Genomic DNA, 23,464 nt, shown 5'->3' on the forward strand with positions numbered 1-23,464 from the left:
AAAGGGCGTGCTTCGCCGTGAGATGCTTGTCGTAGAATGTGACAGAACCTGCGCAGCTTTCAAAGGAATGAGCCCGTGACAACGAGCACCCCCATCACCCGTCCGCTCGGCATGAATAAAGGACCTCTTCGTGTTCGATAAAAACGACTTTGACCAGATTCACCGTGAGCAATTGTTTCACTACGGTTCGGGCCGTCCGTACCCCGGTATCTATTACGTCACCTATCCACAGGATGCCTTTCGGACTCCCGACGCAGAGGCGTGCATCAGGGTCACCCGCGCGCCCAACCCGCAAAATGACAACGGTTTGCGCTTCTGGCTTTACGCAGAACGCCAGCACGACTGGTGCAGAAGGCAGGAATACTTCGCCGGATACGTATCCGATGCCAAGTTTGAGAACATATCGGAAGCCGAATTCAACCAAATGGTTGCCGACCAGGCGAATGAGTTGGTCGCGCCGCTCAAACTGCCACTGCACGAGCCAACGGGCTTTGTCGGTGCGCTGATGATGTATTCCATGAAGACCGAGTTTATCGTTTCGCTGGTCGCGGAATACGAGGATGAGTTCATCCATTTCTATTGGGACACTACCGCATGAGCGGCACCTGAATCCCCCGACGCATGGAAGCCTGTTTATGAATATTTGCCGCTTTATTCCCCTGTTTCTGGGCTGCCTGTTACCGCAACTGTGCACGGCCAACACGCCGCCCATCGACCCTCACGCCGAGCGCCTTTATCAGCAGGCGTTGCCGTATCTCCAGCGAGCCAACACCAAACTGGAAGCGGTGCCTGCGAACTTTCCCACCGCCAGCGCAGACGAGAAAAAGCGTTCCCAGGCGCTGGTGGAGGAGGCGGGTGAATCACTCAAACCGGCGATCAAGTTGCTTGAACAGGCTGCCGCGCTGGACCACCCAGTGGCGCAGCATCGCCTGGCGATGATCTACGTGTTGTTCTACCCAATCGACGTCATCAAGGAAAAGGCTTGCCCGCTGTTGGAACGCAGCTTCCTGCAAGGCTTTGCACCACCAGCCCTGCAGCTTTCCTCCTTTTGCTATGAATTGACGAACACACCCGAATTCCAGACAACGCTGAAGGCCATTGCAACCAGCACGCCCGCGTATGAGCAGTATTTTCCGCAGCCCGCAGTGAAGCTTGAGTGCCGGGCCGAGATGCCCCAGGGCATGGCGTTGCAGTGGGGCAGCAGTCGGGATTATCAGGCTGAAATGTACCGGCTGCTGGGGGACAGTAACCGTGCGCAGCGTACGGAGTATTACCAGCAGGCAATCGCGATCAATGATTGCTACAAGGCGAAAAAGCGCCTGGGGTTAAGTCAGTAACCGGGCGGGTATGAATAACGGTTAAGGAGAAGGGCATGGCGGGTGGCGAGATTGGGTGTGGTTCGTTTCAGGGCAGCGACAAGTCGGGGTCGGCCTTTGAGGCGGTGTTGGACGCGCTTCCGTTGCAGGCGCGGGACTGGGTCGAGGCGGCCAGGCAGCAACTCGATTCGGCTGACGTTGTGCTGTTGGAGGTTGATCATGCGCAGGGCTTGCTTCCCTTTTTGAAGGACTACCAAACACGCTTGATCGCCGAGATCGGGCACGATGATTGGGAGCGGGCCGCGCGGGATGAAGCAGCCTCGCTTCAGGATGTGGCTGCCAAGTGGGGCGCGGGCAAGGGCTGGCGGTTTTATTGCGTGCGGGATCTGGTGCGTGCTTGTGAGCAGTCGGCGGTGGAGCAGGAGCCTGTTTACATTGCGTTCAGCTAGCGCATCTGTGGCGGGGCACGGGAGGAAAGAAAAATACACTTTTTGCTGCGCGGGGCGTCCAACCTTGAAACCGCCGTCAAGGCTTTCATCTCCAGGCAGCTGCTCTCAGCTAAGGACCGATTATGGTGACGTTGTTTATTTTTCTTCTGGCCTGCGGTGCTGCGGCGAGCACCGGCATCATCTTCAAACCGGGCGACTGGTACGCCACCCTGGTCAAACCCGGTTTCACGCCACCCAACTGGCTGTTCCCGGTCGCCTGGACGATCATCTACCTGCTGCTGGCTTGGGCCGGCTACCGCTTGACCCTGATTCCCGGCAGCGAAATCGTGCTGGCGCTATGGGCTGCGCAGATCGCGCTCAACACCCTGTGGACGCCCGTGTTCTTCGGTGCCCACCGGATTTTCGCCGGGATGGTGATCATCACGCTGCTGTGGCTGGTGGTTGCCGCCATGGTGTTGCTGACTGTGCGGCTGGATTTGATCACCGGGCTTATTCTGTTCCCGTACCTGGTGTGGCTAAGCGTTGCGGCTGCGTTGAATTTTTCCATCCTGCGCAATAACCGCTGAGGCCGCGCCGGGCTTGCGTGCCACGCTCAAGCCCAGCAACCCGCCGACCACCAATGCCCCGGCCATGAAGTACATGGCCGCCTGGGTGTTGCCGGTGAGTTGGGTCAACCAGCCCACCACGATGGTGCTGAAAAAGCCCGCCACATTGCCCAGCGAGTTGATCAGCGCAATGCCCGCCGCCGCTGCGGCACCGCCGACTACGGCGGTGGGCATGCCCCAGAACACCGGCAGGCCGCTGATCATCGCGGCGGTGCCGAGGGTGAGGCCGAGCATCGACAGCCACAGGCTGTCGCCAAACAAGGTGCCGAACACCACGCCCCCGGCGCCGACCACGGCGCAGATCGCCAGGTGCCAGCGGTATTCGCGGTGGCGGTCGCTACTGCGGCCCACCAGCACCATGCTCACGGCGGCCACGGAGTAGGGAATCGCGCTGAGCACGCCGATGGCCCAGGGCTCGGCCACGCCGTTGTTGCGGATGATGGTGGGCATCCAGAAGCTGATCACGTATTGGCCCAGCACCAGGCAGAAATACACCGCGCCCAGCAGCCAGATGGTCGGGTTCAACAAACCTTCGCGTACCGAATGGCGGGGCTTTTCCCGGGCTTCGCGGTCGAGGGCGGCTTGCATGCCGCGCTTTTCGTCGGGGTTTAGCCAGTGGGCATCGGCGATGCGGTCGCGCAGCAGGAAGAACACGGCGGCACCGAGTGCCACGGCGGGCAGGCCTTCGATCACGAACAGCCACTGCCAGCCGGCGTAGCCCGCCACGCCGTCGAGGGTGTGCATGATCAACCCGGAGATCAGCGAGCCGAGCATGCTGGAGATCGGCAGGGCGGCGATGAACAGGGAGATCATCACGCCCCGGCGATGGCTGGGGAACCAGGTGGTGAGGTAGAAAATGATCCCCGGGAAGAAGCCCGCTTCGGCGATGCCGATCAGAAAGCGCAGCAGGTAGAAGCTCATGGGGGTTTCGATGAACATCATGGCGGCCGACAGCAGGCCCCAGGTCATCATGATGCGGGCGATCCAGCGCCGGGCGCCGAAGCGGTGCAGGGCGATGTTGCTGGGGATCTCGAACATCAGGTAGCCGACAAAAAATACCCCGGCGCCGAAGCCGTATACCGCGTCGCTGAACTTCAAGTCATCGAGCATCTGCAACTTGGCGAAGCCGACGTTGACCCGGTCGAGGTAGGCCACCAGGTAGCACACCATCAGCAGCGGGATGATCCGCCAGGCGGTCTTGCGGTAGGCCGAGTGCAGGGCCTGGTCGGGCAGGTCGCCGGGGGGCGCCGTTAATGGCTTCATGGTGGGCCTCTTTTTTGTTGTTGTAGGGGCGATTGTTTTGCGCTGTGGCGCGTGGTCAGCGGGCGCGGCCTCCCGGCCAGTCGCCGCTCTGGCACATGCCGTGGACGACTTCGCGGATCAACTCGCTGATCAGGGTTTTAAGGTGGCTGGCGGCCATCGAGGCGCAGCTGCAAATGCCCAGGGTGCGGGTCAGCTCGGCATCGGCAATGCGGTGGGCCACCAGGCGCCCGTCTTCGATTTCGCGCATGGCCAGGTTCAGCGGCATGATGGTGTAGCCAATGCCGGCCTCCACCGCGCTTTTGAGGATGTGCACCGAGTTCACTTCCATGGCGATCTCGCCCGCCGCCAGCCCGCGCTGTTTCACCCCGTGTTCCACCAGGGTGCGGGTGCTGTGGCCATGGGCCTGGCTGGGGAATACCAGCGGGCGGGCGAGGGCCTGTTGCAGCGTTACCTCGCCGGCCGGCGGCGCGTCGGGGGCGTTGGCGCGGTGGATCAGGTAGAAGTCTTCTTCGATCAGTGCGTCGAACACCACTTGCGGCGGCAGCTCGCGGGAGGTGAACAGGGCGAGGTCGACGCGGCCATGGATCAGTTGGTCCATGACGTTGCCGGTGAGTTCTTCGTTGAGGTGGAACGCCACCTGCGGATAACGCGCGGCCACGGCGCGCATCAACGGCATGGCGAGGATGGTGGCGACACTTTGCGGCAAGGCGACGACGATCGAGCCGCTGACATCGTTGGGGCTGCTGCGCACGGCGGCGCGGGCGTCGGTCAGGTGTTTGAGCATGCCTTGGGCGTATTCGTAGAAGACCTTGCCGGCCTCGCTGGCCACCACGCCGCTGTGGCTGCGATGGAACAGTTGCACCTCCAGCTCCTGCTCCAGCGCCGACATCTGCTTGCTCAAGGCCGATTGCGCCACATGCACCTGGCGCGCGGCCTGGGACAGGCTGCCGCAATCGATCACGGCGACAAAGTATTTGATCTGGCGGATTTCCATATGGGCGCTTCCTGCAAACCGATGGGGCCGATGAGGGTACCGCGCTAACCGGCCGAGTGCCCGCGAGGGAAAATCTTCCCGGGGTTCATCAGTTGTTTCGGGTCCAGGGCGGCCTTGATCGCTTGCATCACGTCCACGGCGTTTGCCCCGTGTTCCACCGCCATGAAGTGCTGCTTGGTGAGGCCGATACCGTGTTCGCCAGTGCAACTGCCGCCCATGGCAATGGCGCGCTCGGCCAGGCGATGGGCCACGGCTTCGGCGCGTTCGACTTCGTCCGGGTTGTGCGGGTCTACCAGGATCAGTGCGTGAAAATTGCCGTCGCCCACATGGCCGAAAATCGGTGCCAGAAAGCCATTTTCGGCGAGGTCGGCGGCGGTGGTTTCGATGCATTCGGCCAGGCGCGAAATCGGCACCACGGCGTCGGTGGTCAGCGAGCGGCAACCGGGGCGCAGGGCGAGGGCGGCGAAGTACGCATCGTGCCGCGCCTGCCACAAACGGCTGCGGTCTTCCGGGTGCACGGCCCATTCAAAATCCAGGCCCTGTTGTTCGTCGGCCACCAGGCGCACGGTTTCGATCTGTTCCTTCACGCTGGCCTCGGAGCCATGCAGTTCAAAGAACAACGACGGCGCCTCGCGCAGTTGGGTTTTGCTGTAGGCGTTGAGGGCTTGCATGGTCAGCGCGTCGAGCAGTTCGATGCGGGCGATGGGCACGCCGAGCTGGATGGTTTGAATCACTGCGCGTACGGCGTGGTCCACCGTGGGGAAGCGGCACACCGCCGCCGAAATCGCCTCGGGAATCGGGTGCAGCTTTACGGTCAGTTCGGCGATGGTTGCCAGGGTGCCGCCGGAGCCCACCAGCAAATGAGTCAAGTCGTAGCCGGCGGAAGATTTGCGGGCCCGGCCGCCGGTATGGATCACACGGCCGTCGGCGAGCACGGCGGTCATGCCCATCACGTTTTCGCGCATGGTGCCGTAGCGCACGGCGTTGGTGCCGGAGGCGCGGGTGGCCGCCATGCCGCCCAGGGACGCATCGGCGCCCGGGTCTATCGGGAAGAACAGCCCGGTGCCGTGCAGGGCGGCATTCAGTTGTTTGCGGGTTACGCCGGGTTGCACGGTGACGTCCATGTCGTCGACGCGGATCTGCACAATCTGGTCCATGCCCGACACGTCAATGCTGATGCCGCCGTGGGACGCTTGCAGCCAGCCTTCCAGGGATGTGCCGCTGCCGTAGGCAATCATCGGCACGTCGTGGCGATAACAGGCGGTGCTGATGGCGACGATATCGTCCAGGCTGTTGGCGTAGGCCACGGCATCCGGCGGCATGGGGTCGAGGGCGGAAATATCACTGCCATGGTGTTCGCGCACACTGGCCGAAGTGGAAAACCGGTTGCCGAGCAACTGGCTCAGTTCATCCAGCAGCGATTGTGGCAGCGGCGGGTGTGCAGGGGCGGCAGGAACGGTCATCGAGCAGTCTCCTTTTTTTGTGCGCCGCATGAGGGCGGCATTTTGGGGAGTTAGTGCTTATCTTAGGCAGACGGGGGTCAACACGTGTAGTGCTGATTTCAGAGGGTGCCATCTCTTTTAGAGATAGAGGGAATATCGAATTGGGAACTCATACGCTGTGGCCTGCCAACGAACATGAAGTGGCGCAAATGCAGCGCTTCAACCAGAAACTGGCGTGGTTGCCGCGTTTTCGCATCCGCAACCGCGTGACGCCCCGGGTGATCCAGGCGCTGTTGCGCTCAGGCCAGATGGTGGCCGGCAACAAGTTGCTCAAGCATGGCCTGCAAGCCGAAAGCCGGCACGTGGGCTCGGTGCCGGTGCGCATCATTCGGCCGAAGGGCAAGGTCAAGGGAGTGGTGTTGGACATCCATGGCGGCGGCTGGGTGATCGGCAATGCGCAGATGAATGACGACCTCAACGTTGCCATGGTGAACGCGTGCGACGTGGCGGTGGTGTCGGTGGATTACCGGCTGGCGGTGAATACACCGGTTGTGGGGATTCTGGAAGACTGCCTGGCCACGGCGCGCTGGTTGCTCGGGGAGTGTGAGGAGTTTGCCGGCCTGCCGGTGATCGTCGTCGGCGAATCTGCCGGTGGGCACCTGGCGGCGGCCACATTGCTGGCGCTGAAGCAATGGCCCGAGTTGCTGGCGCGGGTGAGCGGGGCGGTGCTGTATTACGGCGTCTACGATTTGACCGGTACACCGAGCGTACGCACGGCAGGACGCGAAACGCTGCTGCTGGACGGGCCCGGGATGGTTGAGGCGTTGCGCCTGCTGACGCCGGGGTTGAGTGATGAGCAGCGCAGGGAACCGGCGTTGTCACCGCTGTACGGCGACCTTGCCGGGCTGCCGCCGGCGCTGATGTTTGTGGGGGAGCTGGACCCGTTGCTCGACGACACGATACAGATGGCCGAGCGATGGGCTGGGTCCGAGGTGTTTCTGCTCCCGCAGGCCGCCCATGGGTTTATTCATTTTCCGACGGCGATGTCCAGCCGCGTGCTTGCTTATAGCCGCGAGTGGATAACGGCTCGAGTCGAGGTTTAGATCGGGGAAACCGAGGGGCACACCTTTGCCGGGGCGCTTTTAACAAGCCCGCGGCTGACTTCTCCTGTGGCTCCATTCTTGACGACCTTATAAATGGCGATCGTGCAGTACTCTGAGGCTGCCTCATAGTCAGCGCCGGCTTCAGGCACAAAGTAAGTGCTGTAGAGGCACTGATGTCTTCCGTCAGCACCTGAGTACACCACCGTCAGCGGCGTGTTCGGTTGCACATACACTTCGGAGCTGTTTTTTACACCCTCGCCACCGGGGATGCCCAGGCGTTTGTCATTGAAGGTTTTATCATTCAACGGGGCTAGGCTCCTTGAGTTGACCGAGCCGGCCCCCGGCAAATCCCAGTTGATGCAGGTGCTGCCGGGTACCAGCCGCACGACCTGATCAGTGATCACCCTAAGTCTGCTGGTGGTCGGGTTTTGCGGCTCGTGATACGCGGTGGTAAAGGATTTGAGGGCGCCCATGGTAGAGCACCCGCAAAACAGTGGCAGGGCTAAAAGGGCCAGGAATCTAACGGCTTTCAATCGACTCGCTCCATGCTGAGTGTTCATTGGTTTCTCTGGGCGATCCTTGCAAGCAAGTGCGGCCCGAAGGAAAATCATCCGGTTTATATAACAAGGTCACAGGGAACAGTGAAAGCAAAAATAGTATTCATCGCTTCGTTGGGGATGTTGGCGCTCGTTCAAACATCACTGTCTTTTGCGGAAAATGTGAACGGCAAAAACATTTATCTGCAGCGATGCGCCATGTGCCACGGCGCGGATATCAAAGGGACGGGACCCTTGGCGAATAAAAGCAATCCGCCTACGCCTGACCTGATAACGGCCAGTTTCAAGAAACGCCTGAATGATTATCCGGGCGTTATTGTGTCATCCATCATCCTTCGTCCAAATGGCGACCTGATTCCAAGAACGTTGCGGGAGAACGGTGTAAAGCTGTCACCGTTCACCTGGAAGGTTCAGGACTTTCGCGATTTGAACGAGTACATGAGTGGAGTGATTTCAAAAAGCCGATGATGTTGAGAGGAAAGTCTCGCGGCAGGTGTTGGGGCTCTCCAAGGCTTTTCGCGAGGGCGGGCCTTCCCCTGTAGGAGCCGGCTTGCCGGCGAAAAATCCGAGAGCGCTGCGTTCATCCAGCGTACCAGCGTCATCGTTGGCGACCATCGCCGGCGAGCCGGCTCCTACTTGCGCACCAGAAACTCGGCCAGGTCCTTGACCGCGTCCTCTGCCAGCAAGCCCACCTCCACGGTAATCCCCGCGTCCTGCAGCATTTTTATGCCCGCTCCCGAGTTACGCGGGTCGGGATCCAGCATCGCAACAAACACTTTCTCGACACCGCTGTTGATCAAGGCCAGCGCACAGGACGGCGTGCGGCCGTGAAAGGAGCAGGGCTCCAACGTCACGAATGCACTTACCCCGGAGCAATCACCGGACACGTTGCCCAGCGCCATTGCCTCCGCGTGATGCAGCCCCGGCGGTTGTGTATAGCCTTGGCTGATCACCGCGTTACCCCTCACCAACACGCAACCCACTGGTGGGTTTGGCAGGCACTTGGGCAGCGCCAGGCGGCCCTGGGCGAGGGCGAGGCGCATGAAGTCGGCATTGGAGGATGGGGTGGGCATGTCTTCGTGATCCTGTTAGTCGTGCCTTAGCACCCGCTCAACGCCACCTGCGGACGCTCGCCCGCAAAGAAAAACGGCCGCAACCGCACACCCACGCTGTTACCGATAAACGCCGCCACCAACCATACCCAGCCATGCAGGCTGCCCGACGCAATCCCGCTAAAATACGCGCCGATATTGCAGCCGTACGCCAGTCGCGAGCCGTAACCCAACAGCAAGCCACCGATCACCGCGGCGAACAGCGAGCGTGCCGGAATCTTCAGGCTTGGGGCAAAACGTCCTGCGAGGCCCGCCGCCAACAGCGCACCCAGGATGATGCCGATGTCCATCACGCTGGTGACGTCTTCCCACACCGGCGCTGCCAATGCTTTGGCATTGCCCGGCATCTGCCAGAACACCCAGCTGCCCACGTCCACACCCAACCCGCTGGCGACCTTGGCGCCCCACAGCGCGAACGCCGAAGTAATGCCCCACGGCCGCCCGGCCAGTGCCAGGGTGGCGTAGTTGAGCAGGGCCAAGCCAATCGCGCCCCACACCAATGGCCATGGCCCACGTAGGAAACGGCGCAGGCCCTGGTGTTCGCTGGTCACGCCGGCTTCGAGTTGCCCGTGACGGCCTTTTTCGAGGCGCACGGTGACTGCCGCGATGATCGCGAACACCGCCAGGCTCAACAGCAAGGCCGGTACTACGCCGAAGCTTTTGACGATGGACACCGCCGGGAACGACGGCAACGAGAACCACCAGTCGACGTGGTGGGTGGCAATCAACGAACCACAGATAAAGAAGAACAGCGTCACCAGCATGCGCGCGTTACCGCCGCCCACAGTGAACAGGGTGCCAGACGCACAACCGCCGCCCAGTTGCATGCCGATGCCGAAGATAAATGCCCCGAACACCACCGAAACCCCGGCCGGCGCCACCAGCCCGACCACGGGTTGGCCGAACAACGTGCCGGCCCCCAGCGCAGGGAAGAACAGCACCACGGCAATCGCCAGCATCACCATCTGCGCGCGCAAACCCGCGCCACGCCGGTCGGTGATGAACACCCGCCAGGCCGAGGTAAAGCCGAAAGCGGCGTGGTACAGCGTGAGGCCCAGCGCGGCGCCGACCACCAGCAACAGCACCTGGCGCGAGCCCACGCTGTTTTGCAGGAAGGCGGCGCCCAGCACCAGGATGGCGAATGCCAGCAGTGGCGCGACCGGCTTGCGCGCAGGGGTTGTGGAGAGGGAAAGGCTCATCGGGTATCTCGGTTCGTGTGGGTTAAATGCGAGGCGCCGAGTATAAACCCGGCGCTCTCCCACTGGCGCCTCGAATCCTCCAATGAAGAGCATCAGCCCAGGCGTACGGACAACTCGACGTCGTCGCCAATCGGCACCGACAGGTAGCCGTTTGCCGGCGAGCGCACACGGGCCAGGTAGTCGGGGCAGTAGTCGGTGTTGTCGGCGACGATCAACGCGCCGGGCTTGAGGCGGCTTTCCACCAGGTTCAGTACATCGCCATACAAGGCTTTGGCGCCGTCGAGCAGCAGCAGGTCGACGCTGTCGGGCAGGCCGCAGGCCAGGGTGACCAGGGCATCGCCATGGCGGATATCGACGAGGTCGCTCACGCCGCCTTGCTCCAGGTGTTGGCGCGCCAGGGCGATCTTCGAAGGCTCGAACTCACTGGTGATCAGCGCGCCGCCGCCGTTGTCCCGCAGGGCGGCCGCCAGGTGCAGGGTGGACAGGCCGAACGAGGTGCCGAACTCGACAATGGCCCGGGCTTTTGCGCTGCGTGCCAGCATGTACAGCAGGGTGCCGGTGTCGCGGGAGACTGGCAGCCACAGGTCTTTCAGCAGACCGTAGAGTTCCAGGTAGTCGGTTTTGCTGCGCATCAGGCGATCGCGTTCTTCAGGTGTCACAGTATTGAGGATGGGGCTGGTGACGGCATTCGCCTGTGCGTACAGCCGTTCAATCAGGGCCGCCATCGGGGCCGAGGTAAGCGTATTCATGGGGATGTCCTGTTGCAGGTTGAGCACCGTGAGGCGCCGGGCTAGTATGCGAATGATTCGTCGCATTTAAAGTATGCGAACAATTCGTCACATTCGCTATTCGCATTCGAACCGCAGCAGGCATGCCCCATGACCGACCGCCAGACCTCGCAGATTTCCTCACGCAAAGAGCCCAAACAGGCGCGATCCACCGAGTTGGTGTCGGCCATTCTCGAAGCGGCTATTCAGGTTTTGGCCAAGGAAGGCGCCAGCCGTTTCACCACCGCCCGGGTCGCGCAAAGGGCCGGCGTGAGTGTGGGCTCGGTGTACCAATACTTCCCCAACAAGGCGGCCATCCTGTTCCGGCTGCAGACGGATGAATGGCAGCAAACCTCGCAAATGCTCAGTCGGATCCTGGAGGACGTGAGCCGTCCGCCTCTTGAGCGACTGCGCACCCTGGTGCATGCGTTTATTCGTTCGGAGTGTGAGGAGGCGCAGATGCGGGTCGCCCTGAGCGACGCGGCACCGCTGTACCGTGACGCGCCTGAAGCCCATGAGGTGCGGGCGGGAGGGCAACAGATCTTCCAGACGTTCATGCTCGAATTGGTGCCGCAGGTGCCTGACGCCGCTCGCGCCCTGGCGTGCGACTTGATCGTCACCACCTTCAGTTCGGTGGGCAAGGAGTTCTCGGGAAGCCCGCGCACCGAGGCGCAAATTACCGCCTACGCGGACGCGATGGCGGATATGTTCAGCGCTTACGTGAGAGTGCTGAACCAAACAGCACGATGACCCGCAGGGCGGGCCATCGTTTGAAGCGCTTGCCTTAACGGCGGTTCAGCCACACGGTCTGCGCGTTGCAGAATTCCCGCACACCAAAGTGCGACAACTCCCGCCCAAATCCACTCTTCTTCACACCGCCAAACGAGACCCGAGGGTCGGATACGCTGTAGGCGTTGATGAAGATCCCGCCGGTTTCCAGGTGATTGGCGATGTGGCGCGCCTTCTCTGGGTCGGTGGTGAACACACTTGCGGTGAGGCCGAATTCACTGTCGTTGGCCAGTGCCACGGCGTGGTCCGCATCGCGGGCGGTGATGATGGAGGCGACCGGCCCGAACAGTTCCTGTTTGAACGAGGTCATCTGGTCGGTGACGTTGGCCAGCACGGTGGGGGCGTAGTAGTTGCCCGCGCCTTCGACTTTATTGCCGCCCAGCAGCAAGGTGGCGCCTTCGGCCAGGGTGGCCTGGACCTGGCCGTCGAGTTCGTCCCGCAGGTCGAAACGGGCCATCGGGCCGATGTAGGTCTCGGCGGCGGTCGGGTCGCCCATCACCAGGTTGCGGCTGGCTTCGAGGAATTTGGCGGTGAAGGCTTCAACTACACCTTCTTCGATGATCAGGCGCTTGGCGGCGGCGCACACCTGGCCGGAGTTCTGGAAGCGGCCGATCAGGGCGGCTTGCACGGCTTCGTCGAGGTTGGCGTCGTTGAGCACGATGAACGGGTCGGAGCCGCCCAGTTCCAGTACGCATTTCTTCAGCGCGGCACCGGCCTGTGAGCCGATGGCCATGCCGGCACGCACGCTGCCGGTGAGGGTCACGGCGGCGATGCGTGGGTCGGCGATGGCTTTGGACACGCCGTCCGGGGTGACGTTGATCACTTCGAATAGGCCATCGGCGAAACCGGCGCGTTGGAAGGCTTGTTTCATCAGGTACGCGCTGCCCATCACGTTAGGTGCGTGTTTGAGCACGTAGGTGTTGCCGCTGAGCATGGTCGGCACGGCGCCACGCAGCACTTGCCACACCGGGAAGTTCCACGGCATCACGGCGAGGATTGGTCCCAATGGGCGGTATTCGATTTGCGCGGTGCCGTTGTCCACCAGGGTGGCTTCCGGGGCGAGCATAGCCGGGCCGTGGGCGGCGTACCACTCGGCCAGTTGCGCGCATTTTTCGATTTCGCCACGGGCCTGGGCGATGGGTTTGCCCATTTCCAGGGTGATCATTTGGGCCATTTCTTCGGCCTGGTCGCGCAGGGTGCTGGCCAGGGCCAGCAGCAGTTCGGCGCGCTGGGCGACGGGTGTGTTGCGCCCATGGCGGAAGGCGTTGATGGAGCGGGTGAGGGCGGCATCCAGCTGCGCCTCGGTTTCATACGGGTAGCTGGCGACCGTTTCACCGTTGGCGGGGTTGATCGACAAGGCATGGGTCTGGGAAGAAATGGAGTTCATGGCACCGTCCTGCGCAGTGAATGGGATGGAGGCCAGCGTACGGGGCTGTATCTTTTTCGGAAACTGAATAATATTAAGCAATACATTCACGTTTGGAGAATTACTTGGATCTGGTCCAGCTGGAAATTTTCAAAGCCGTTGCCGAGCAAGGCAGCATCAGCGCCGCGGCGCAATTGATCCATCGGGTGCCGTCGAACCTGACCACGCGGATCAAGCAGTTGGAGCAGGACCTGGGCGTGGATTTGTTTATTCGCGAGAAGAGCCGGCTGCGGTTATCGCCGGCCGGGTGGAATTTCCTCGGCTATGCCCGGCGCATCCTCGACCTGGTGCAAGAGGCCCGGGCGACGGTGGCGGGGGAGGAGCCCCAGGGCGCGTTTGCGTTGGGCTCGCTGGAGAGTACGGCGGCGGTGCGGATCCCGGCATTGCTCGCGGCGTATAACCAGAAGCACGCCAAGGTTGAGCTGGACCTGACCACCGGGCCGTCCGGGACGATGATCGAGGGCGTGTTGTCGGGGCGGCTGGCGGCGGCGTTTGTCGATGGGCCGGTGTTGCACGCAACGCTGGAAGGCGTGGCGGTGTTTGAGGAAGAGATGGTGGTAATTGCGCCGCTGCACCACGCGCCGATCACCCGGGGGCGGGATGTGAGCGGGGAGAGCATCTATACCTTTCGCTCGAACTGTTCGTACCGGCATCATTTTGAGCGTTGGTTTTCCCAGGACGGGGCGGTGCCGGGGAAGATCTTCGAGATGGAGTCTTACCACGGGATGCTGGCGTGCGTGAGCGCCGGTGCCGGGTTGGCGCTGATGCCGCGCAGCATGCTGGAGAGCATGCCGGGGTTTACGGCGGTGAGTGTGTGGCCGCTGACGGATACGTTCCGGGTTTTGAACACCTGGCTGATCTGGCGGCGGGGCACGGTGTCGCAGAGTTTGAACAGTTTTGTGCGATTGCTGGAAGAGCGCGGCCTGGCCCTGGCATCGTAGCCGTAGCAGCTGTCGAGCCCCAGCGAGGCTGCGTTGGCCGCGCTGCCGCTATCGAGTCATACACTCAAACCGAGTCGCGCCTGACGCAGCCTCGCTGGGGCTCGACAGCTGCTACGGGAAGTTCAACTCAGGGAGTTAATCGCCAAATTGCAGGGTGTCTGCTTGCACCGAGTTGCACAAACCGTAGTTGCCGGAAGAGAGCGGACTGAAGGCGAAATAGGCCCCCTGTGGGAGCTGTCGAGCTTTAGCGAGGCTGCGATGACGTCGGCACAGGCGACAGTGAGGGTGCCTGACCCACCGCTATCGCGGCCTCGCTAAGGCTCGACGGCTCCCACATGTGGTCTTGGTCAGCCGCCAAATTGCAGGGTGCCCATGGCCAGTTTGGCCATCAGTGCGCCAGCACCCAGGTGTTTCAGTCACACAGGTTTTCTGTGGGAGCTGTCGAGCTTTAGCGAGGCTGCGATGAGGTCGGCACAGGCGACAGGGAGGGTGCCTGACCCACCGCTATCGCGGCCTCGCTAAAGCTCGACGGCTCCCACATGTGGTCTTGGTCAGCCGCCAAATTGCAGGGTGCCCATGGCCAGTTTGGCGATCAGTGCGCCGGCACCCAGTTGCACCAGCCACACAGGTTTTCTGTGGGAGCTGTCGAGCCTTAGCGAGGCTGCGATGACGTCGGCACAGGCGACAGTGAGGGTGCCTGACCCACCGCTATCGCGGCCTCGCTAAGGCTCGACGGCTCCCACATGTGGTCTTGGTCAGCCGCCAAATTGCAGGGTGCCCATGGCCAGTTTGGCGATCAGTGCGCCAGCACCCAGTTGTATCAGTCGCACAGGTTTTCTGTGGGAGCTGTCGAGCCTTAGCGAGGCTGCGATGAGGTCGGCACAGGCGACAGTGAGGGTGCCTGACCCACCGCTATCGCGGCCTCGCTAAAGCTCGACGGCTCCCACATGTGGTCTTGGTCAGCCGCCAAATTGCAGGGTGCCCATGGCCAGTTTGGCGATCAGTGCGCCGGCACCCAGTTGCACCAGCCACAGGGCCAAACCGCCGAGGAATACGCCGAGGGCGACTTGCAGCACCAGGCTTTTCTGACGCTTGGCCGGTGGTGGGCGCGGGGTGAAGTGGTCCAGCTCGTCGCGGTCGGCACGCAGGTCCAGGTCGTCGTTTCTCATAGGCTACTCAAGGGGAAGGGACTGTCTTGCTGTCAGTCTAGGGGTAGCGGACTGAAAGCAGCGAATTTTTAGGGGCCATGCCCTATTTGTTAAGGCAACCCACTTACCCTGTGGTGAGGGGGCTTGTCCCCCGTTGGGCTGCGAAGCGGCCCTGATTCAGGCACCGCATTCATTCAGAAAGTTCACGGTGGCAGGTTTTTCTGGCCGCTGCGCACCCAACGGGGGACAAGCCCCCTCACCACAGGTTCGGTGTTCACAAAAGAGTGTTTCAGCAACAAAAAGGGGAAGCCACCGGCTTCCCCTTTTTTGCATCACAACAGGCTTACAGCACCTGAACGATGGCCTTGGTCACCGCACCGATGTTCGCCTGGTTCAACGCCGCCACACAGATGCGGCCAGTGTCCAGCGCGTAGATGCCAAACTCGTTGCGCAGGCGGGTCACTTGCTCAACGCTGAGGCCGGAGTAGGAGAACATCCCGCGCTGGCGCCCGACGAAGCTGAAGTCGTGGCCGGGAGCTGCCTTGGCCAGTTCAGCCACCATCTGCTCGCGCATGCCGCGAATGCGCAGGCGCATTTCGGCGAGTTCTGCTTCCCACTGGGCGCGCAGCTCAGGGTTGTTCAGCACCGCTGCCACAATCGCCGCGCCATGGGTTGGCGGGTTGGAGTAGTTGGTGCGGATCACACGCTTGACCTGGGACAGGATGCGCGCGCTTTCTTCCTTGGAGTCGGTGACGATGGACAGGGCGCCAACACGCTCGCCGTACAGCGAGAACGACTTGGAGAACGAGCTGGACACAAAGAAGGTCAGGCCCGACTCGGCGAACAGGCGCACCGCAGCAGCGTCTTCGTCGATGCCGTCGCCAAAGCCCTGGTAGGCCATGTCGAGGAACGGTACGAGGTTTTTCGCCTTGACCACGTCCAGCACTTGTTGCCAGTCCGCCGGGCTCAGGTCGACGCCGGTCGGGTTGTGGCAGCACGCGTGCAGCACCACGATGGACTGTGGCGGCAGGGCGTTGAGGTCTTCCAGCAGGCCGGCGCGGTTGACGTCGTGGGTGGCCGCGTCGTAGTAACGATAGGTTTGTACCGGGAAACCGGCTTTTTCAAACAGTGCCTGGTGGTTTTCCCAGCTCGGGTCGCTGATGGCGACGACGGCGTTGGGCAGCAGTTGCTTGAGGAAGTCTGCGCCGATTTTCAGGGCGCCGGTGCCGCCGACGGCTTGGGCGGTGATCACGCGGCCGGAGCTGATCAGTGGCGACTCAGCGCCAAACAACAGCTTTTGCACGGCCTGGTCGTAGGCGACGATACCGTCGATCGGCAAGTAGCCACGGGCGGCGTGTTGCGCCACTCGAATGGCTTCCGCTTCGGCAACGGCACGCAAGAGTGGAATCTTCCCCTCTTCGTTGCAGTAAACGCCCACGCCAAGGTTGACCTTGGTGGTTCGGGTATCGGCGTTGAATGCTTCGTTGAGGCCCAGGATTGGATCGCGTGGTGCCATTTCGACAGCGGAGAACAGGCTCATTTTTGCGGCAGCTCTATAGAGAGTGGAGGGACGTGTCGCGCTCCAGCCGAATGCACTAGAGCGGTGCACAAACGGGGAGCTAGTATAGAGGCCATCAGTGCGCACTGCGACAGCCGAAACGGCTTTTCGGCCAAGTTTTTCGGTTTATTTACCGACCGTTAGTCTTATTGCAACATGGGTGACCAACGGCATGTAGGACGATTGCCTTGAAACCCATCACATTCGCCTCCACTTCTACAGCTATCATGGTTTTTTCCTGCAGCCTGCGCCGAACCGTCGCGGGTCGCGGTCTTTTCGTCCCCGTCGCTTTTTCCGGCCCCGGGGTGACTCAAGAGGTACGTTATGTCGGATTTCCAGCTAGTCACCCGCTTTGAGCCCGCCGGCGATCAACCGGAAGCCATCCGCCTGATGGTCGAAGGCATCGAGGCCGGCCTGGCGCACCAGACCTTGCTCGGCGTGACCGGCTCCGGCAAGACTTTCAGCATTGCCAACGTGATCGCCCAGGTGAACCGCCCAACCCTGGTGCTGGCGCCGAACAAGACCCTGGCCGCGCAGTTGTATGGCGAGTTCAAGGCGTTCTTCCCGAACAACGCGGTGGAGTATTTCGTTTCCTACTACGACTACTACCAGCCGGAAGCGTACGTACCGTCGTCCGACACCTTTATCGAGAAAGACGCCTCGATCAACGACCACATCGAGCAGATGCGACTGTCGGCGACCAAGGCGCTGCTGGAGCGCAAGGACGCGATTATCGTCACCACAGTGTCGTGCATCTACGGCCTGGGCAGCCCGGAAACCTATTTGAAGATGGTGCTGCACGTCGACCGCGGCGACAAACTCGACCAGCGCGAACTGCTGCGCCGCCTGACCAGCCTGCAATACACCCGCAACGACATGGACTTTGCCCGGGCGAGTTTCCGCGTGCGTGGCGATGTGATCGACATCTACCCGGCGGAATCGGACCTGGAAGCGATCCGCATCGAACTGTTCGACGATGAAGTCGAGAGCCTGTCGGCCTTCGACCCGTTGACCGGCGAGGTGATCCGCAAGCTGCCGCGCTTCACCTTCTACCCGAAAAGCCACTATGTGACCCCGCGTGAAACCCTGATGGGCGCCATCGAGGGCATCAAGGGCGAGTTGGTAGAGCGCCTGGAATACCTGCGTTCCAACAACAAACTGGTGGAAGCCCAGCGCCTGGAGCAGCGCACCCGCTTCGACCTGGAGATGATCCTTGAGCTGGGCTACTGCAACGGCATCGAAAACTACTCGCGCTACCTCTCTGGTCGCGAATCCGGGCAGGCGCCGCCTACCTTGTTTGACTACCTGCCGGATGACGCCTTGCTGGTGATCGACGAGTCCCACGTCAGCGTGCCGCAAGTAGGCGCGATGTACAAAGGTGACCGTTCACGTAAAGAAACCTTGGTGGAATATGGCTTCCGCCTGCCGTCGGCGCTGGATAACCGGCCGATGCGTTTCGACGAGTTCGAAGGCATCAGCCCACAGACGATTTTTGTCTCGGCCACGCCCGGTAACTATGAGGCTGAACATGCCGGGCGTGTGGTTGAGCAGCTGGTGCGCCCGACCGGCCTGGTAGACCCGCAAATTGAAATCCGCCCGGCGCTGACCCAGGTCGACGACCTGCTGTCGGAGATCGGCAAACGCGTGGCGCTGGAAGAGCGGGTGTTGGTCACCACGCTGACCAAGCGCATGTCCGAAGACTTGACCGACTACCTGGCCGACCACGGCGTGCGCGTGCGGTATTTGCACTCGGACATCGACACCGTGGAGCGCGTGGAAATCATCCGCGACCTGCGCCTGGGCGCTTTCGATGTGCTGGTGGGGATCAACCTGCTGCGCGAAGGTTTGGATATGCCGGAAGTGTCGCTGGTGGCGATTCTGGATGCCGACAAGGAAGGCTTCCTGCGTTCCGAGCGTTCGTTGATCCAGACGATTGGCCGGGCCGCGCGCAACCTCAATGGCCGGGCGATTCTGTATGCAGACCGCATTACCGGTTCCATGGAGCGCGCGATTGGCGAGACCGAGCGTCGTCGCGACAAGCAGATTGCCTACAACCTGGAACATGGCATCACGCCCAAGGGCGTGTTCAAGGACGTGGCCGATATCATGGAAGGCGCGACCGTGCCGGGCTCGCGCAGCAAGAAGCGCAAGGGCATGGCCAAGGCTGCCGAGGAGAACGCCAAGTACGAAGCGCAACTGCGTTCGCCGAGCGAGATCACCAAGCGTATCCGTCAGTTGGAAGAGAAGATGTACCAGTTGGCGCGGGACCTGGAGTTTGAAGCGGCGGCGCAGATGCGCGATGAGATTGGCAAGTTGCGCGAGCGTCTGTTGGCTGTCTGATTTGCGGTGACGGGTCTGGCCTCATCGCAGTCAAGCCAGCTCCTACATTGATCGGTGTTCTCCTGAACAACTCGGTCTACTGTGGGAGCTGGCTTGCCTGCGATGGCGGCACCTCGGTCTAATGAGATTCCCCAGCCTTAAGCCCCGCCGGCAACGCCTTGGTCAGCAAGATCGCCAGCATGCTGATCCCCAGCGCCAACCCCACAAAGTGAAACGCATCGTTGTAGGCCATGATCTGCGCCTGTTGGTGCGCAATCTCACTCAACTTGCCCAACGCCGCCGTCTCACTGCCAAACGTCTCCGTCAGCCTGGCCATCCGCTCCGCCACCTGCGGGTTGGTTGGCACAATCGCCTCCCGCAAGTAATCAAAGTACGTCTTGGTGCGCGCATCCAGCAGCGTCGCCAGTAGCGCAATCCCGATCGCCCCACCCAGGTTGCGCAGGATATTGAACAAGCTCGACGCCGACCCCGCGTCCTTCGGCATGATGTACGCGGTGGCAATCAACGAAATCGTCACCATGATCAACGGCTGCCCCAGCGCGCGGATGATCTGGATCCGGTTGAACTGGTCGCCGGCAAAGTCCGGGTTCAGCACCCCTGAAGAAAAGCTCGCCAACCCAAACAGCCCGAACCCCAGCGTGCACAGCCACTTGGGCGACACGTATTTCATCAGCTTGGGCACCAGCGGAATCAAAACCAGCTGCGGAACGCCCATCCACATGATCACTTCGCCGATTTGCAGCGAGTTGTAGTTCTGGATCTGCGCCAGGTACAGCGGCAGCAGATAAATCGAGCCATACAACCCCACACCCATCCCCAGGCTCGAAATGCTCGACAGCCCGAAATTGCGATTGCCGAGGATGCGCAGGTTGATCAGCGGGTTGGGTTTGGACATCTGCACGATCACAAAGGTGATCAGGCTCAACAGGGCCACGGTGCCCAGGCTGACGATCAGGCTTGATTCCAGCCAGTCCTTGCGATGGCCTTCCTCCAGAAATACCTGCAAACACCCAAGGCCCACGGCCATGGTAAGGATGCCGAGGTAGTCGGTGCTTTTGAGCAGGTCCCAGTTGGAGTCCTTTTTCTCCAGCCCGTACAGCAGCCCGGCGATCATGATCAGGCCCGGCGGGATGTTGATGTAGAAGATGTATTCCCAGCCCCAGTTCTCGGTCAGCCAACCGCCAATGGTCGGCCCGATGGACGGCGCGAAGGTGGCGGTCATCGCGAACATCGCCATGCCTTTGGCGCGGTGGTGTTCGGGCAGTTTGATCAAGGTGAGGGTGAACGCCAGCGGGATCAGCGCGCCGCCGGTAAAACCCTGCAAGGCGCGGAACACGATCATGCTTTCCAGGCTCCAGGCCATGGAGCACATCAACGAGGCGATCAGGAACCCGCCGGACACCCACACTGCCAGCCGGCGCGCCGACAACAGCTGCACCAGCCAGGCAGTGAGGGGGATCATGATGATTTCGGCCACAAGGTAGGAGGTGGAAATCCACGAGCCTTCTTCCAGGGTGGCCGACAGCGCGCCCTGAATGTCCTTGAGGGAAGAGTTGGTGATCTGGATATCGAGCACCGCCATAAAGGCGCCGAGCATCACGCTCATCACCGCGATCCAGTCGCGCCGGCTCGGTTCGCCGATCGGGGCCAGCAGTTGATCACCGGCCATCGTACGGGTCTTGGATGTTCACTTTGACGGTCACCGACATGCCCGGACGGATTTTGCCCTGCAGCGGGTTGTCGGCGGCGAAGGTCAGTTTTACCGGAATCCGTTGTACGACCTTGGTGAAGTTGCCCGTGGCATTGTCCGGTGGCAGCAGGCTGAACTGCGCACCGGAGGCGCCGAACAGGTTGGCGACGCGGCCTTCGATCGGTGTATCTGCGTAGGCATCAAACGTCAGCTCGGCCTTTTGCCCGGCCTGCATGTGGCCGATCTGGGTTTCCTTGAAGTTGGCCTGCACCCAGATATCCTGGTCGGGGACGATCGACAGCAGGTAGGCGCCGGCCTGTACGTATTGGCCGTTGCGCGCGGCACGCTGGCCGATCAGGCCGCTGATGGGCGCGTGGATTTCGCTGCGGGTCAGGTTCAGTTCGGCCTGGGCCAGGTCGGTTTTGGCGTTGGCGATCATCGCGTCGAGGCGCTTGATCTCGGCGTTCAGGGCGTTGACCTGCTGGCGCTGGCCCTGCAGGTCGGCCTGGGCCATGGTCACCTGGGAGCGGGCGATATGGTTGTCGGCGTCGAGGGTGGTCACGCGCTCTTCCGAGACGTAGCCGGGTTTGCGCAAGGTTTGTGCGCGATTCAGGTCGATCTGCGAGCGGCCGAGGGTGGCCTGGCTGGACGAAACCTTGGCTGCACCGGCGGCGATCAGGCTGGCTTGCTGGGTCAGTTTGCTCTGGGCCTGCACGCGCTCGGCTTCGCGCATGGCCAGGGCGGCGTTGGCGCGGTCGACGGCGAGGTGGAAGTCGTCGCCTTCGAGCTTGACCAATAGCTGGCCTTTTTCCACGTGTTCGTTGTCGCCGACCAGCACCTCGACGATGCGCGCACCCAGTTGGCTGGAGACGCGGGTGATCTCGCCCTGGACGTAGGCGTTGTCGGTGCTTTCATAAAAGCGGCCCTTGAAGAACCACTGGGCAAAAAAGCCCGCGGCGATCAGGACCACGATAAACAGGAAGATAAACAGGCGGCGCTTGAGCGGGGCAGGCATGGCGATCATGTCGGTAACAAAAGGTAATGGAATATAGCCAGCGAACGGTCTGGCAAATAGCCATAACGAGCCTTGCGACCGGAGCTTGTCTCATATGCCCTTTGTTCGCCTCCCCACGCTGGAGCCCAAGGGCTTGGGGCTGTTACCATTCGCCCCTTGTTTCATTTTCAGTTTTATCGCCAATTCGAGACCCGCCATGACCACCGTCCGCACGCGCATCGCGCCATCGCCTACTGGGGATCCCCACGTAGGTACTGCTTACATCGCCTTGTTCAACTACTGCTTTGCCAAGCAGCATGGCGGTGAATTCATCCTGCGGATCGAAGACACCGATCAAGTGCGTTCCACCCGAGAGTCGGAGCAGCAGATTTTCGACGCCCTGCGCTGGTTGGGCATTACCTGGGCTGAAGGCCCGGATGTCGGCGGCCCCCACGGCCCGTATCGCCAGAGCGAGCGCAGCGACATCTACAAAAAATACACCCAGCAACTGGTGGACATGGGCCACGCCTTCCCGTGCTTCTGCACTGCGCAAGAGCTGGACCAGATGCGCGCCGAGCAAATGGCCAAGGGTGAAACCCCGCGCTATGACGGCCGTGCATTGCTGCTGTCGAAAGAAGAAGTGGCCCAGCGCCTGGCCGCCGGTGAGCCCCACGTTATCCGCATGAAAGTGCCGAGCGAAGGCGTGTGCGTGGTGCCGGACATGCTGCGCGGAGACGTCGAGATCCCGTGGGACCGCATGGACATGCAGGTGCTGATGAAGACCGACGGCCTGCCGACGTACTTCCTGGCCAACGTGGTGGACGACCACCTGATGGGCATCACCCACGTACTGCGTGGCGAAGAATGGCTGCCCTCGGCGCCGAAACTGATCCTGCTGTACGAATACTTCGGTTGGGAACAACCGCAGCTGTGCTACATGCCGCTGCTGCGTAACCCGGACAAGAGCAAGCTGTCCAAGCGCAAGAACCCGACCTCGGTGACCTTCTACGAGCGCATGGGCTTCATGCCGGAAGCGATGCTCAACTACCTGGGCCGCATGGGTTGGTCGATGCCGGACGAACGCGAGAAGTTCTCGCTGCAGGAAATGGTCGATAACTTCGACCTGTCTCGCGTGTCCCTTGGCGGGCCGATCTTCGACATCGAGAAACTCTCCTGGCTCAACGGCCAGTGGCTGCGCGACCTGCCGGTGGAAGAGTTCGCCAGCCGCGTGCAGCAGTGGGCGTTGAACCCCGAGTACATGATGAAGATCGCGCCGTTGGTGCAGGGCAGGGTGGAGACGTTCAGCCAGGTCGCACCGTTGGCGAGTTTCTTCTTTGCCGGCGGGGTGAACCCGGATGCCAAGCTGTTTGAGTCGAAAAAGCTCTCGGGCGACCAGGTTCGCCAGTTGATGCAGCTGATCCTGTGGAAGCTCGAAAGCCTGCGCCAGTGGGAGAAGGATGCGATCACCGCGACCATCCAGGCGGTGGTCGAGTCCCTGGAACTGAAACTGCGTGATGCCATGCCGCTGATGTTTGCCGCGATCACCGGGCACGCCAGTTCGGTGTCGGTACTCGACGCGATGGAAATCCTCGGCCCGGACCTGACCCGTTTCCGTCTGCGCCAAGCCCTTGATTTGCTTGGTGGTGTGTCGAAGAAAGAAAACAAGGAATGGGAAAAGCTGCTGGGCGCTATCGCTTAAGCCCGCTGTTGTAACGGCCAAACCCCGGTTTTCCGGGGTTTAGTCGGTAAGTGATTGTTATCTCGGCAAAAA

General features: G+C 61.7%; 22 protein-coding genes. 10 read left to right on the forward strand and 12 right to left on the reverse strand.

Annotation, left to right across the window (positions count from 1 at the left end; translation table 11 throughout):
• Window positions 1–130 precede the first annotated feature (130 nt).
• From RGV33_RS10685 to tspO, 4 genes are all read left to right on the forward strand, one after another.
• The gene (locus RGV33_RS10685) at window positions 131–598 is read left to right on the forward strand and encodes a hypothetical protein (RefSeq protein ID WP_322144244.1); all 468 of its coding nucleotides are present in this window, start codon (window positions 131–133) and stop codon (window positions 596–598) included.
• Between the two features lie 37 nt (window positions 599–635).
• Window positions 636–1,337, forward strand: coding sequence for a hypothetical protein (locus tag RGV33_RS10690; RefSeq protein ID WP_322144245.1), 702 nt, complete (start codon window positions 636–638; stop codon window positions 1,335–1,337).
• Between the two features lie 35 nt (window positions 1,338–1,372).
• Entirely contained in the window at window positions 1,373–1,765 is a 393-nt protein-coding gene (locus tag RGV33_RS10695; protein WP_322144246.1) for a hypothetical protein, read from the forward strand.
• A gap of 125 nt (window positions 1,766–1,890) precedes the next feature.
• Window positions 1,891–2,331 (forward strand): tryptophan-rich sensory protein TspO, encoded by a 441-nt coding sequence (tspO, locus tag RGV33_RS10700; RefSeq protein ID WP_322148650.1) that lies wholly within the window; start codon window positions 1,891–1,893, stop codon window positions 2,329–2,331.
• Here tspO and RGV33_RS10705 read toward each other — a convergent pair.
• Genes RGV33_RS10705 through RGV33_RS10715 form a run of 3 tightly spaced genes read right to left on the reverse strand, consistent with a single transcriptional unit; the run spans window position 2,281 to window position 6,090 of the window.
• Window positions 2,281–3,633 carry an MFS transporter gene (locus tag RGV33_RS10705; protein ID WP_322144247.1) on the reverse strand — a complete coding sequence of 451 codons (1,353 nt, stop codon included), beginning with the start codon at window positions 3,631–3,633 and terminating at the stop codon, window positions 2,281–2,283. The two genes, tspO and RGV33_RS10705, sit on opposite strands and share 51 nt — an antisense overlap.
• A gap of 55 nt (window positions 3,634–3,688) precedes the next feature.
• Window positions 3,689–4,627 carry a LysR family transcriptional regulator gene (locus RGV33_RS10710; protein ID WP_322144248.1) on the reverse strand — a complete coding sequence of 313 codons (939 nt, stop codon included), beginning with the start codon at window positions 4,625–4,627 and terminating at the stop codon, window positions 3,689–3,691.
• Window positions 4,628–4,671: 44 nt separating this feature from the next.
• Window positions 4,672–6,090 (reverse strand): FAD-binding oxidoreductase, encoded by a 1,419-nt coding sequence (locus tag RGV33_RS10715; protein ID WP_322144249.1) that lies wholly within the window; start codon window positions 6,088–6,090, stop codon window positions 4,672–4,674.
• Between the two features lie 188 nt (window positions 6,091–6,278).
• On the opposite strand from RGV33_RS10715, the gene RGV33_RS10720 reads away from it, so the two are divergent.
• Window positions 6,279–7,172, forward strand: coding sequence for an alpha/beta hydrolase (locus tag RGV33_RS10720; protein ID WP_322148651.1), 894 nt, complete (start codon window positions 6,279–6,281; stop codon window positions 7,170–7,172).
• Here RGV33_RS10720 and RGV33_RS10725 read toward each other — a convergent pair.
• Entirely contained in the window at window positions 7,169–7,645 is a 477-nt protein-coding gene (locus tag RGV33_RS10725) for a hypothetical protein (protein WP_322144250.1), read from the reverse strand. The genes RGV33_RS10720 and RGV33_RS10725 overlap by 4 nt on opposite strands.
• 204 nt (window positions 7,646–7,849) lie before the next feature.
• On the opposite strand from RGV33_RS10725, the gene RGV33_RS10730 reads away from it, so the two are divergent.
• Window positions 7,850–8,197, forward strand: coding sequence for a c-type cytochrome (locus RGV33_RS10730; RefSeq protein WP_416152116.1), 348 nt, complete (start codon window positions 7,850–7,852; stop codon window positions 8,195–8,197).
• A gap of 164 nt (window positions 8,198–8,361) precedes the next feature.
• On the opposite strand, the gene RGV33_RS10735 is transcribed toward RGV33_RS10730, so the two are convergent.
• The 3 genes from RGV33_RS10735 to RGV33_RS10745 all read right to left on the reverse strand — a co-directional run bounded on the left by RGV33_RS10735 (window position 8,362) and on the right by RGV33_RS10745 (window position 10,789).
• A complete protein-coding gene (locus RGV33_RS10735; protein ID WP_322144251.1) occupies window positions 8,362–8,802 on the reverse strand; it encodes a bifunctional diaminohydroxyphosphoribosylaminopyrimidine deaminase/5-amino-6-(5-phosphoribosylamino)uracil reductase RibD in 441 nt (146 codons plus the stop codon).
• Window positions 8,803–8,828: 26 nt separating this feature from the next.
• Complete coding sequence (locus RGV33_RS10740; protein WP_322144252.1) at window positions 8,829–10,040, reverse strand: YeeE/YedE family protein; 1,212 nt, start codon at window positions 10,038–10,040, stop codon at window positions 8,829–8,831.
• 92 nt (window positions 10,041–10,132) lie between these two features.
• Window positions 10,133–10,789, reverse strand: a complete 657-nt coding sequence (locus RGV33_RS10745) for an O-methyltransferase (protein WP_322144253.1) — start codon at window positions 10,787–10,789, stop codon at window positions 10,133–10,135.
• Between the two features lie 129 nt (window positions 10,790–10,918).
• On the opposite strand from RGV33_RS10745, the gene RGV33_RS10750 reads away from it, so the two are divergent.
• Complete coding sequence (locus tag RGV33_RS10750) at window positions 10,919–11,557, forward strand: TetR family transcriptional regulator (RefSeq protein WP_322144254.1); 639 nt, start codon at window positions 10,919–10,921, stop codon at window positions 11,555–11,557.
• Between the two features lie 34 nt (window positions 11,558–11,591).
• On the opposite strand, the gene RGV33_RS10755 is transcribed toward RGV33_RS10750, so the two are convergent.
• On the reverse strand, window positions 11,592–12,983 hold the full coding sequence (locus RGV33_RS10755; protein WP_322144255.1) for an aldehyde dehydrogenase family protein: 1,392 nt from the start codon (window positions 12,981–12,983) through the stop codon (window positions 11,592–11,594).
• Window positions 12,984–13,087: 104 nt separating this feature from the next.
• On the opposite strand from RGV33_RS10755, the gene ptrR reads away from it, so the two are divergent.
• Complete coding sequence (gene ptrR / locus RGV33_RS10760; protein ID WP_322144256.1) at window positions 13,088–13,963, forward strand: putrescine utilization regulator PtrR; 876 nt, start codon at window positions 13,088–13,090, stop codon at window positions 13,961–13,963.
• 959 nt (window positions 13,964–14,922) lie between these two features.
• Here ptrR and RGV33_RS10765 read toward each other — a convergent pair.
• Together RGV33_RS10765 and RGV33_RS10770 are read right to left on the reverse strand one after the other, a co-directional pair.
• Complete coding sequence (locus RGV33_RS10765) at window positions 14,923–15,132, reverse strand: hypothetical protein (protein WP_322144257.1); 210 nt, start codon at window positions 15,130–15,132, stop codon at window positions 14,923–14,925.
• Window positions 15,133–15,454: 322 nt separating this feature from the next.
• The gene (locus RGV33_RS10770; protein ID WP_322144258.1) at window positions 15,455–16,651 is read right to left on the reverse strand and encodes an amino acid aminotransferase; all 1,197 of its coding nucleotides are present in this window, start codon (window positions 16,649–16,651) and stop codon (window positions 15,455–15,457) included.
• A gap of 342 nt (window positions 16,652–16,993) precedes the next feature.
• On the opposite strand from RGV33_RS10770, the gene uvrB reads away from it, so the two are divergent.
• Window positions 16,994–19,009 (forward strand): excinuclease ABC subunit UvrB, encoded by a 2,016-nt coding sequence (uvrB, locus tag RGV33_RS10775; protein ID WP_322144259.1) that lies wholly within the window; start codon window positions 16,994–16,996, stop codon window positions 19,007–19,009.
• Between the two features lie 118 nt (window positions 19,010–19,127).
• Here the strand turns inward: uvrB and RGV33_RS10780 are convergent, their stop codons facing one another.
• Both RGV33_RS10780 and RGV33_RS10785 read right to left on the reverse strand, forming a co-directional pair.
• Complete coding sequence (locus RGV33_RS10780) at window positions 19,128–20,618, reverse strand: MDR family MFS transporter (RefSeq protein WP_322148653.1); 1,491 nt, start codon at window positions 20,616–20,618, stop codon at window positions 19,128–19,130.
• 49 nt (window positions 20,619–20,667) lie between these two features.
• A complete protein-coding gene (locus tag RGV33_RS10785; RefSeq protein ID WP_322144260.1) occupies window positions 20,668–21,714 on the reverse strand; it encodes an HlyD family secretion protein in 1,047 nt (348 codons plus the stop codon).
• A 196-nt stretch (window positions 21,715–21,910) separates the two neighbouring features.
• On the opposite strand from RGV33_RS10785, the gene gltX reads away from it, so the two are divergent.
• The gene (gene gltX / locus RGV33_RS10790) at window positions 21,911–23,392 is read left to right on the forward strand and encodes a glutamate--tRNA ligase (protein WP_322144261.1); all 1,482 of its coding nucleotides are present in this window, start codon (window positions 21,911–21,913) and stop codon (window positions 23,390–23,392) included.
• The last annotated feature ends 72 nt before the right edge of the window (window positions 23,393–23,464 follow it).

It is taken from the genome of Pseudomonas sp. Bout1 (assembly GCF_034314165.1).
In the GTDB taxonomy this organism is placed as follows: Bacteria; Pseudomonadota; Gammaproteobacteria; order Pseudomonadales; family Pseudomonadaceae; genus Aquipseudomonas.

What these genes read in the sequence shown, in the direction of transcription:
- RGV33_RS10690 (WP_322144245.1), top strand. Translation starts at nt 636, where the DNA reads ATGAATATTTGCCGCTTTATTCCCCTGTTTCTGGGCTGCCTGTTACCG.
- RGV33_RS10695 (WP_322144246.1), top strand. Translation starts at nt 1,373, where the DNA reads ATGGCGGGTGGCGAGATTGGGTGTGGTTCGTTTCAGGGCAGCGACAAG.
- RGV33_RS10705 (WP_322144247.1), bottom strand. Translation starts at nt 3,633, where the DNA reads ATGAAGCCATTAACGGCGCCCCCCGGCGACCTGCCCGACCAGGCCCTG.
- RGV33_RS10710 (WP_322144248.1), bottom strand. Translation starts at nt 4,627, where the DNA reads ATGGAAATCCGCCAGATCAAATACTTTGTCGCCGTGATCGATTGCGGC.
- RGV33_RS10715 (WP_322144249.1), bottom strand. Translation starts at nt 6,090, where the DNA reads ATGACCGTTCCTGCCGCCCCTGCACACCCGCCGCTGCCACAATCGCTG.
- RGV33_RS10720 (WP_322148651.1), top strand. Translation starts at nt 6,279, where the DNA reads ATGCAGCGCTTCAACCAGAAACTGGCGTGGTTGCCGCGTTTTCGCATC.
- RGV33_RS10725 (WP_322144250.1), bottom strand. Translation starts at nt 7,645, where the DNA reads ATGGGCGCCCTCAAATCCTTTACCACCGCGTATCACGAGCCGCAAAAC.
- RGV33_RS10730 (WP_416152116.1), top strand. Translation starts at nt 7,850, where the DNA reads ATGTTGGCGCTCGTTCAAACATCACTGTCTTTTGCGGAAAATGTGAAC.
- RGV33_RS10735 (WP_322144251.1), bottom strand. Translation starts at nt 8,802, where the DNA reads ATGCCCACCCCATCCTCCAATGCCGACTTCATGCGCCTCGCCCTCGCC.
- RGV33_RS10740 (WP_322144252.1), bottom strand. Translation starts at nt 10,040, where the DNA reads ATGAGCCTTTCCCTCTCCACAACCCCTGCGCGCAAGCCGGTCGCGCCA.
- RGV33_RS10745 (WP_322144253.1), bottom strand. Translation starts at nt 10,789, where the DNA reads ATGAATACGCTTACCTCGGCCCCGATGGCGGCCCTGATTGAACGGCTG.
- RGV33_RS10750 (WP_322144254.1), top strand. Translation starts at nt 10,919, where the DNA reads ATGACCGACCGCCAGACCTCGCAGATTTCCTCACGCAAAGAGCCCAAA.
- RGV33_RS10755 (WP_322144255.1), bottom strand. Translation starts at nt 12,983, where the DNA reads ATGAACTCCATTTCTTCCCAGACCCATGCCTTGTCGATCAACCCCGCC.
- RGV33_RS10765 (WP_322144257.1), bottom strand. Translation starts at nt 15,132, where the DNA reads ATGAGAAACGACGACCTGGACCTGCGTGCCGACCGCGACGAGCTGGAC.
- RGV33_RS10770 (WP_322144258.1), bottom strand. Translation starts at nt 16,651, where the DNA reads ATGAGCCTGTTCTCCGCTGTCGAAATGGCACCACGCGATCCAATCCTG.
- uvrB (WP_322144259.1), top strand. Translation starts at nt 16,994, where the DNA reads ATGTCGGATTTCCAGCTAGTCACCCGCTTTGAGCCCGCCGGCGATCAA.
- RGV33_RS10785 (WP_322144260.1), bottom strand. Translation starts at nt 21,714, where the DNA reads ATGCCTGCCCCGCTCAAGCGCCGCCTGTTTATCTTCCTGTTTATCGTG.
- gltX (WP_322144261.1), top strand. Translation starts at nt 21,911, where the DNA reads ATGACCACCGTCCGCACGCGCATCGCGCCATCGCCTACTGGGGATCCC.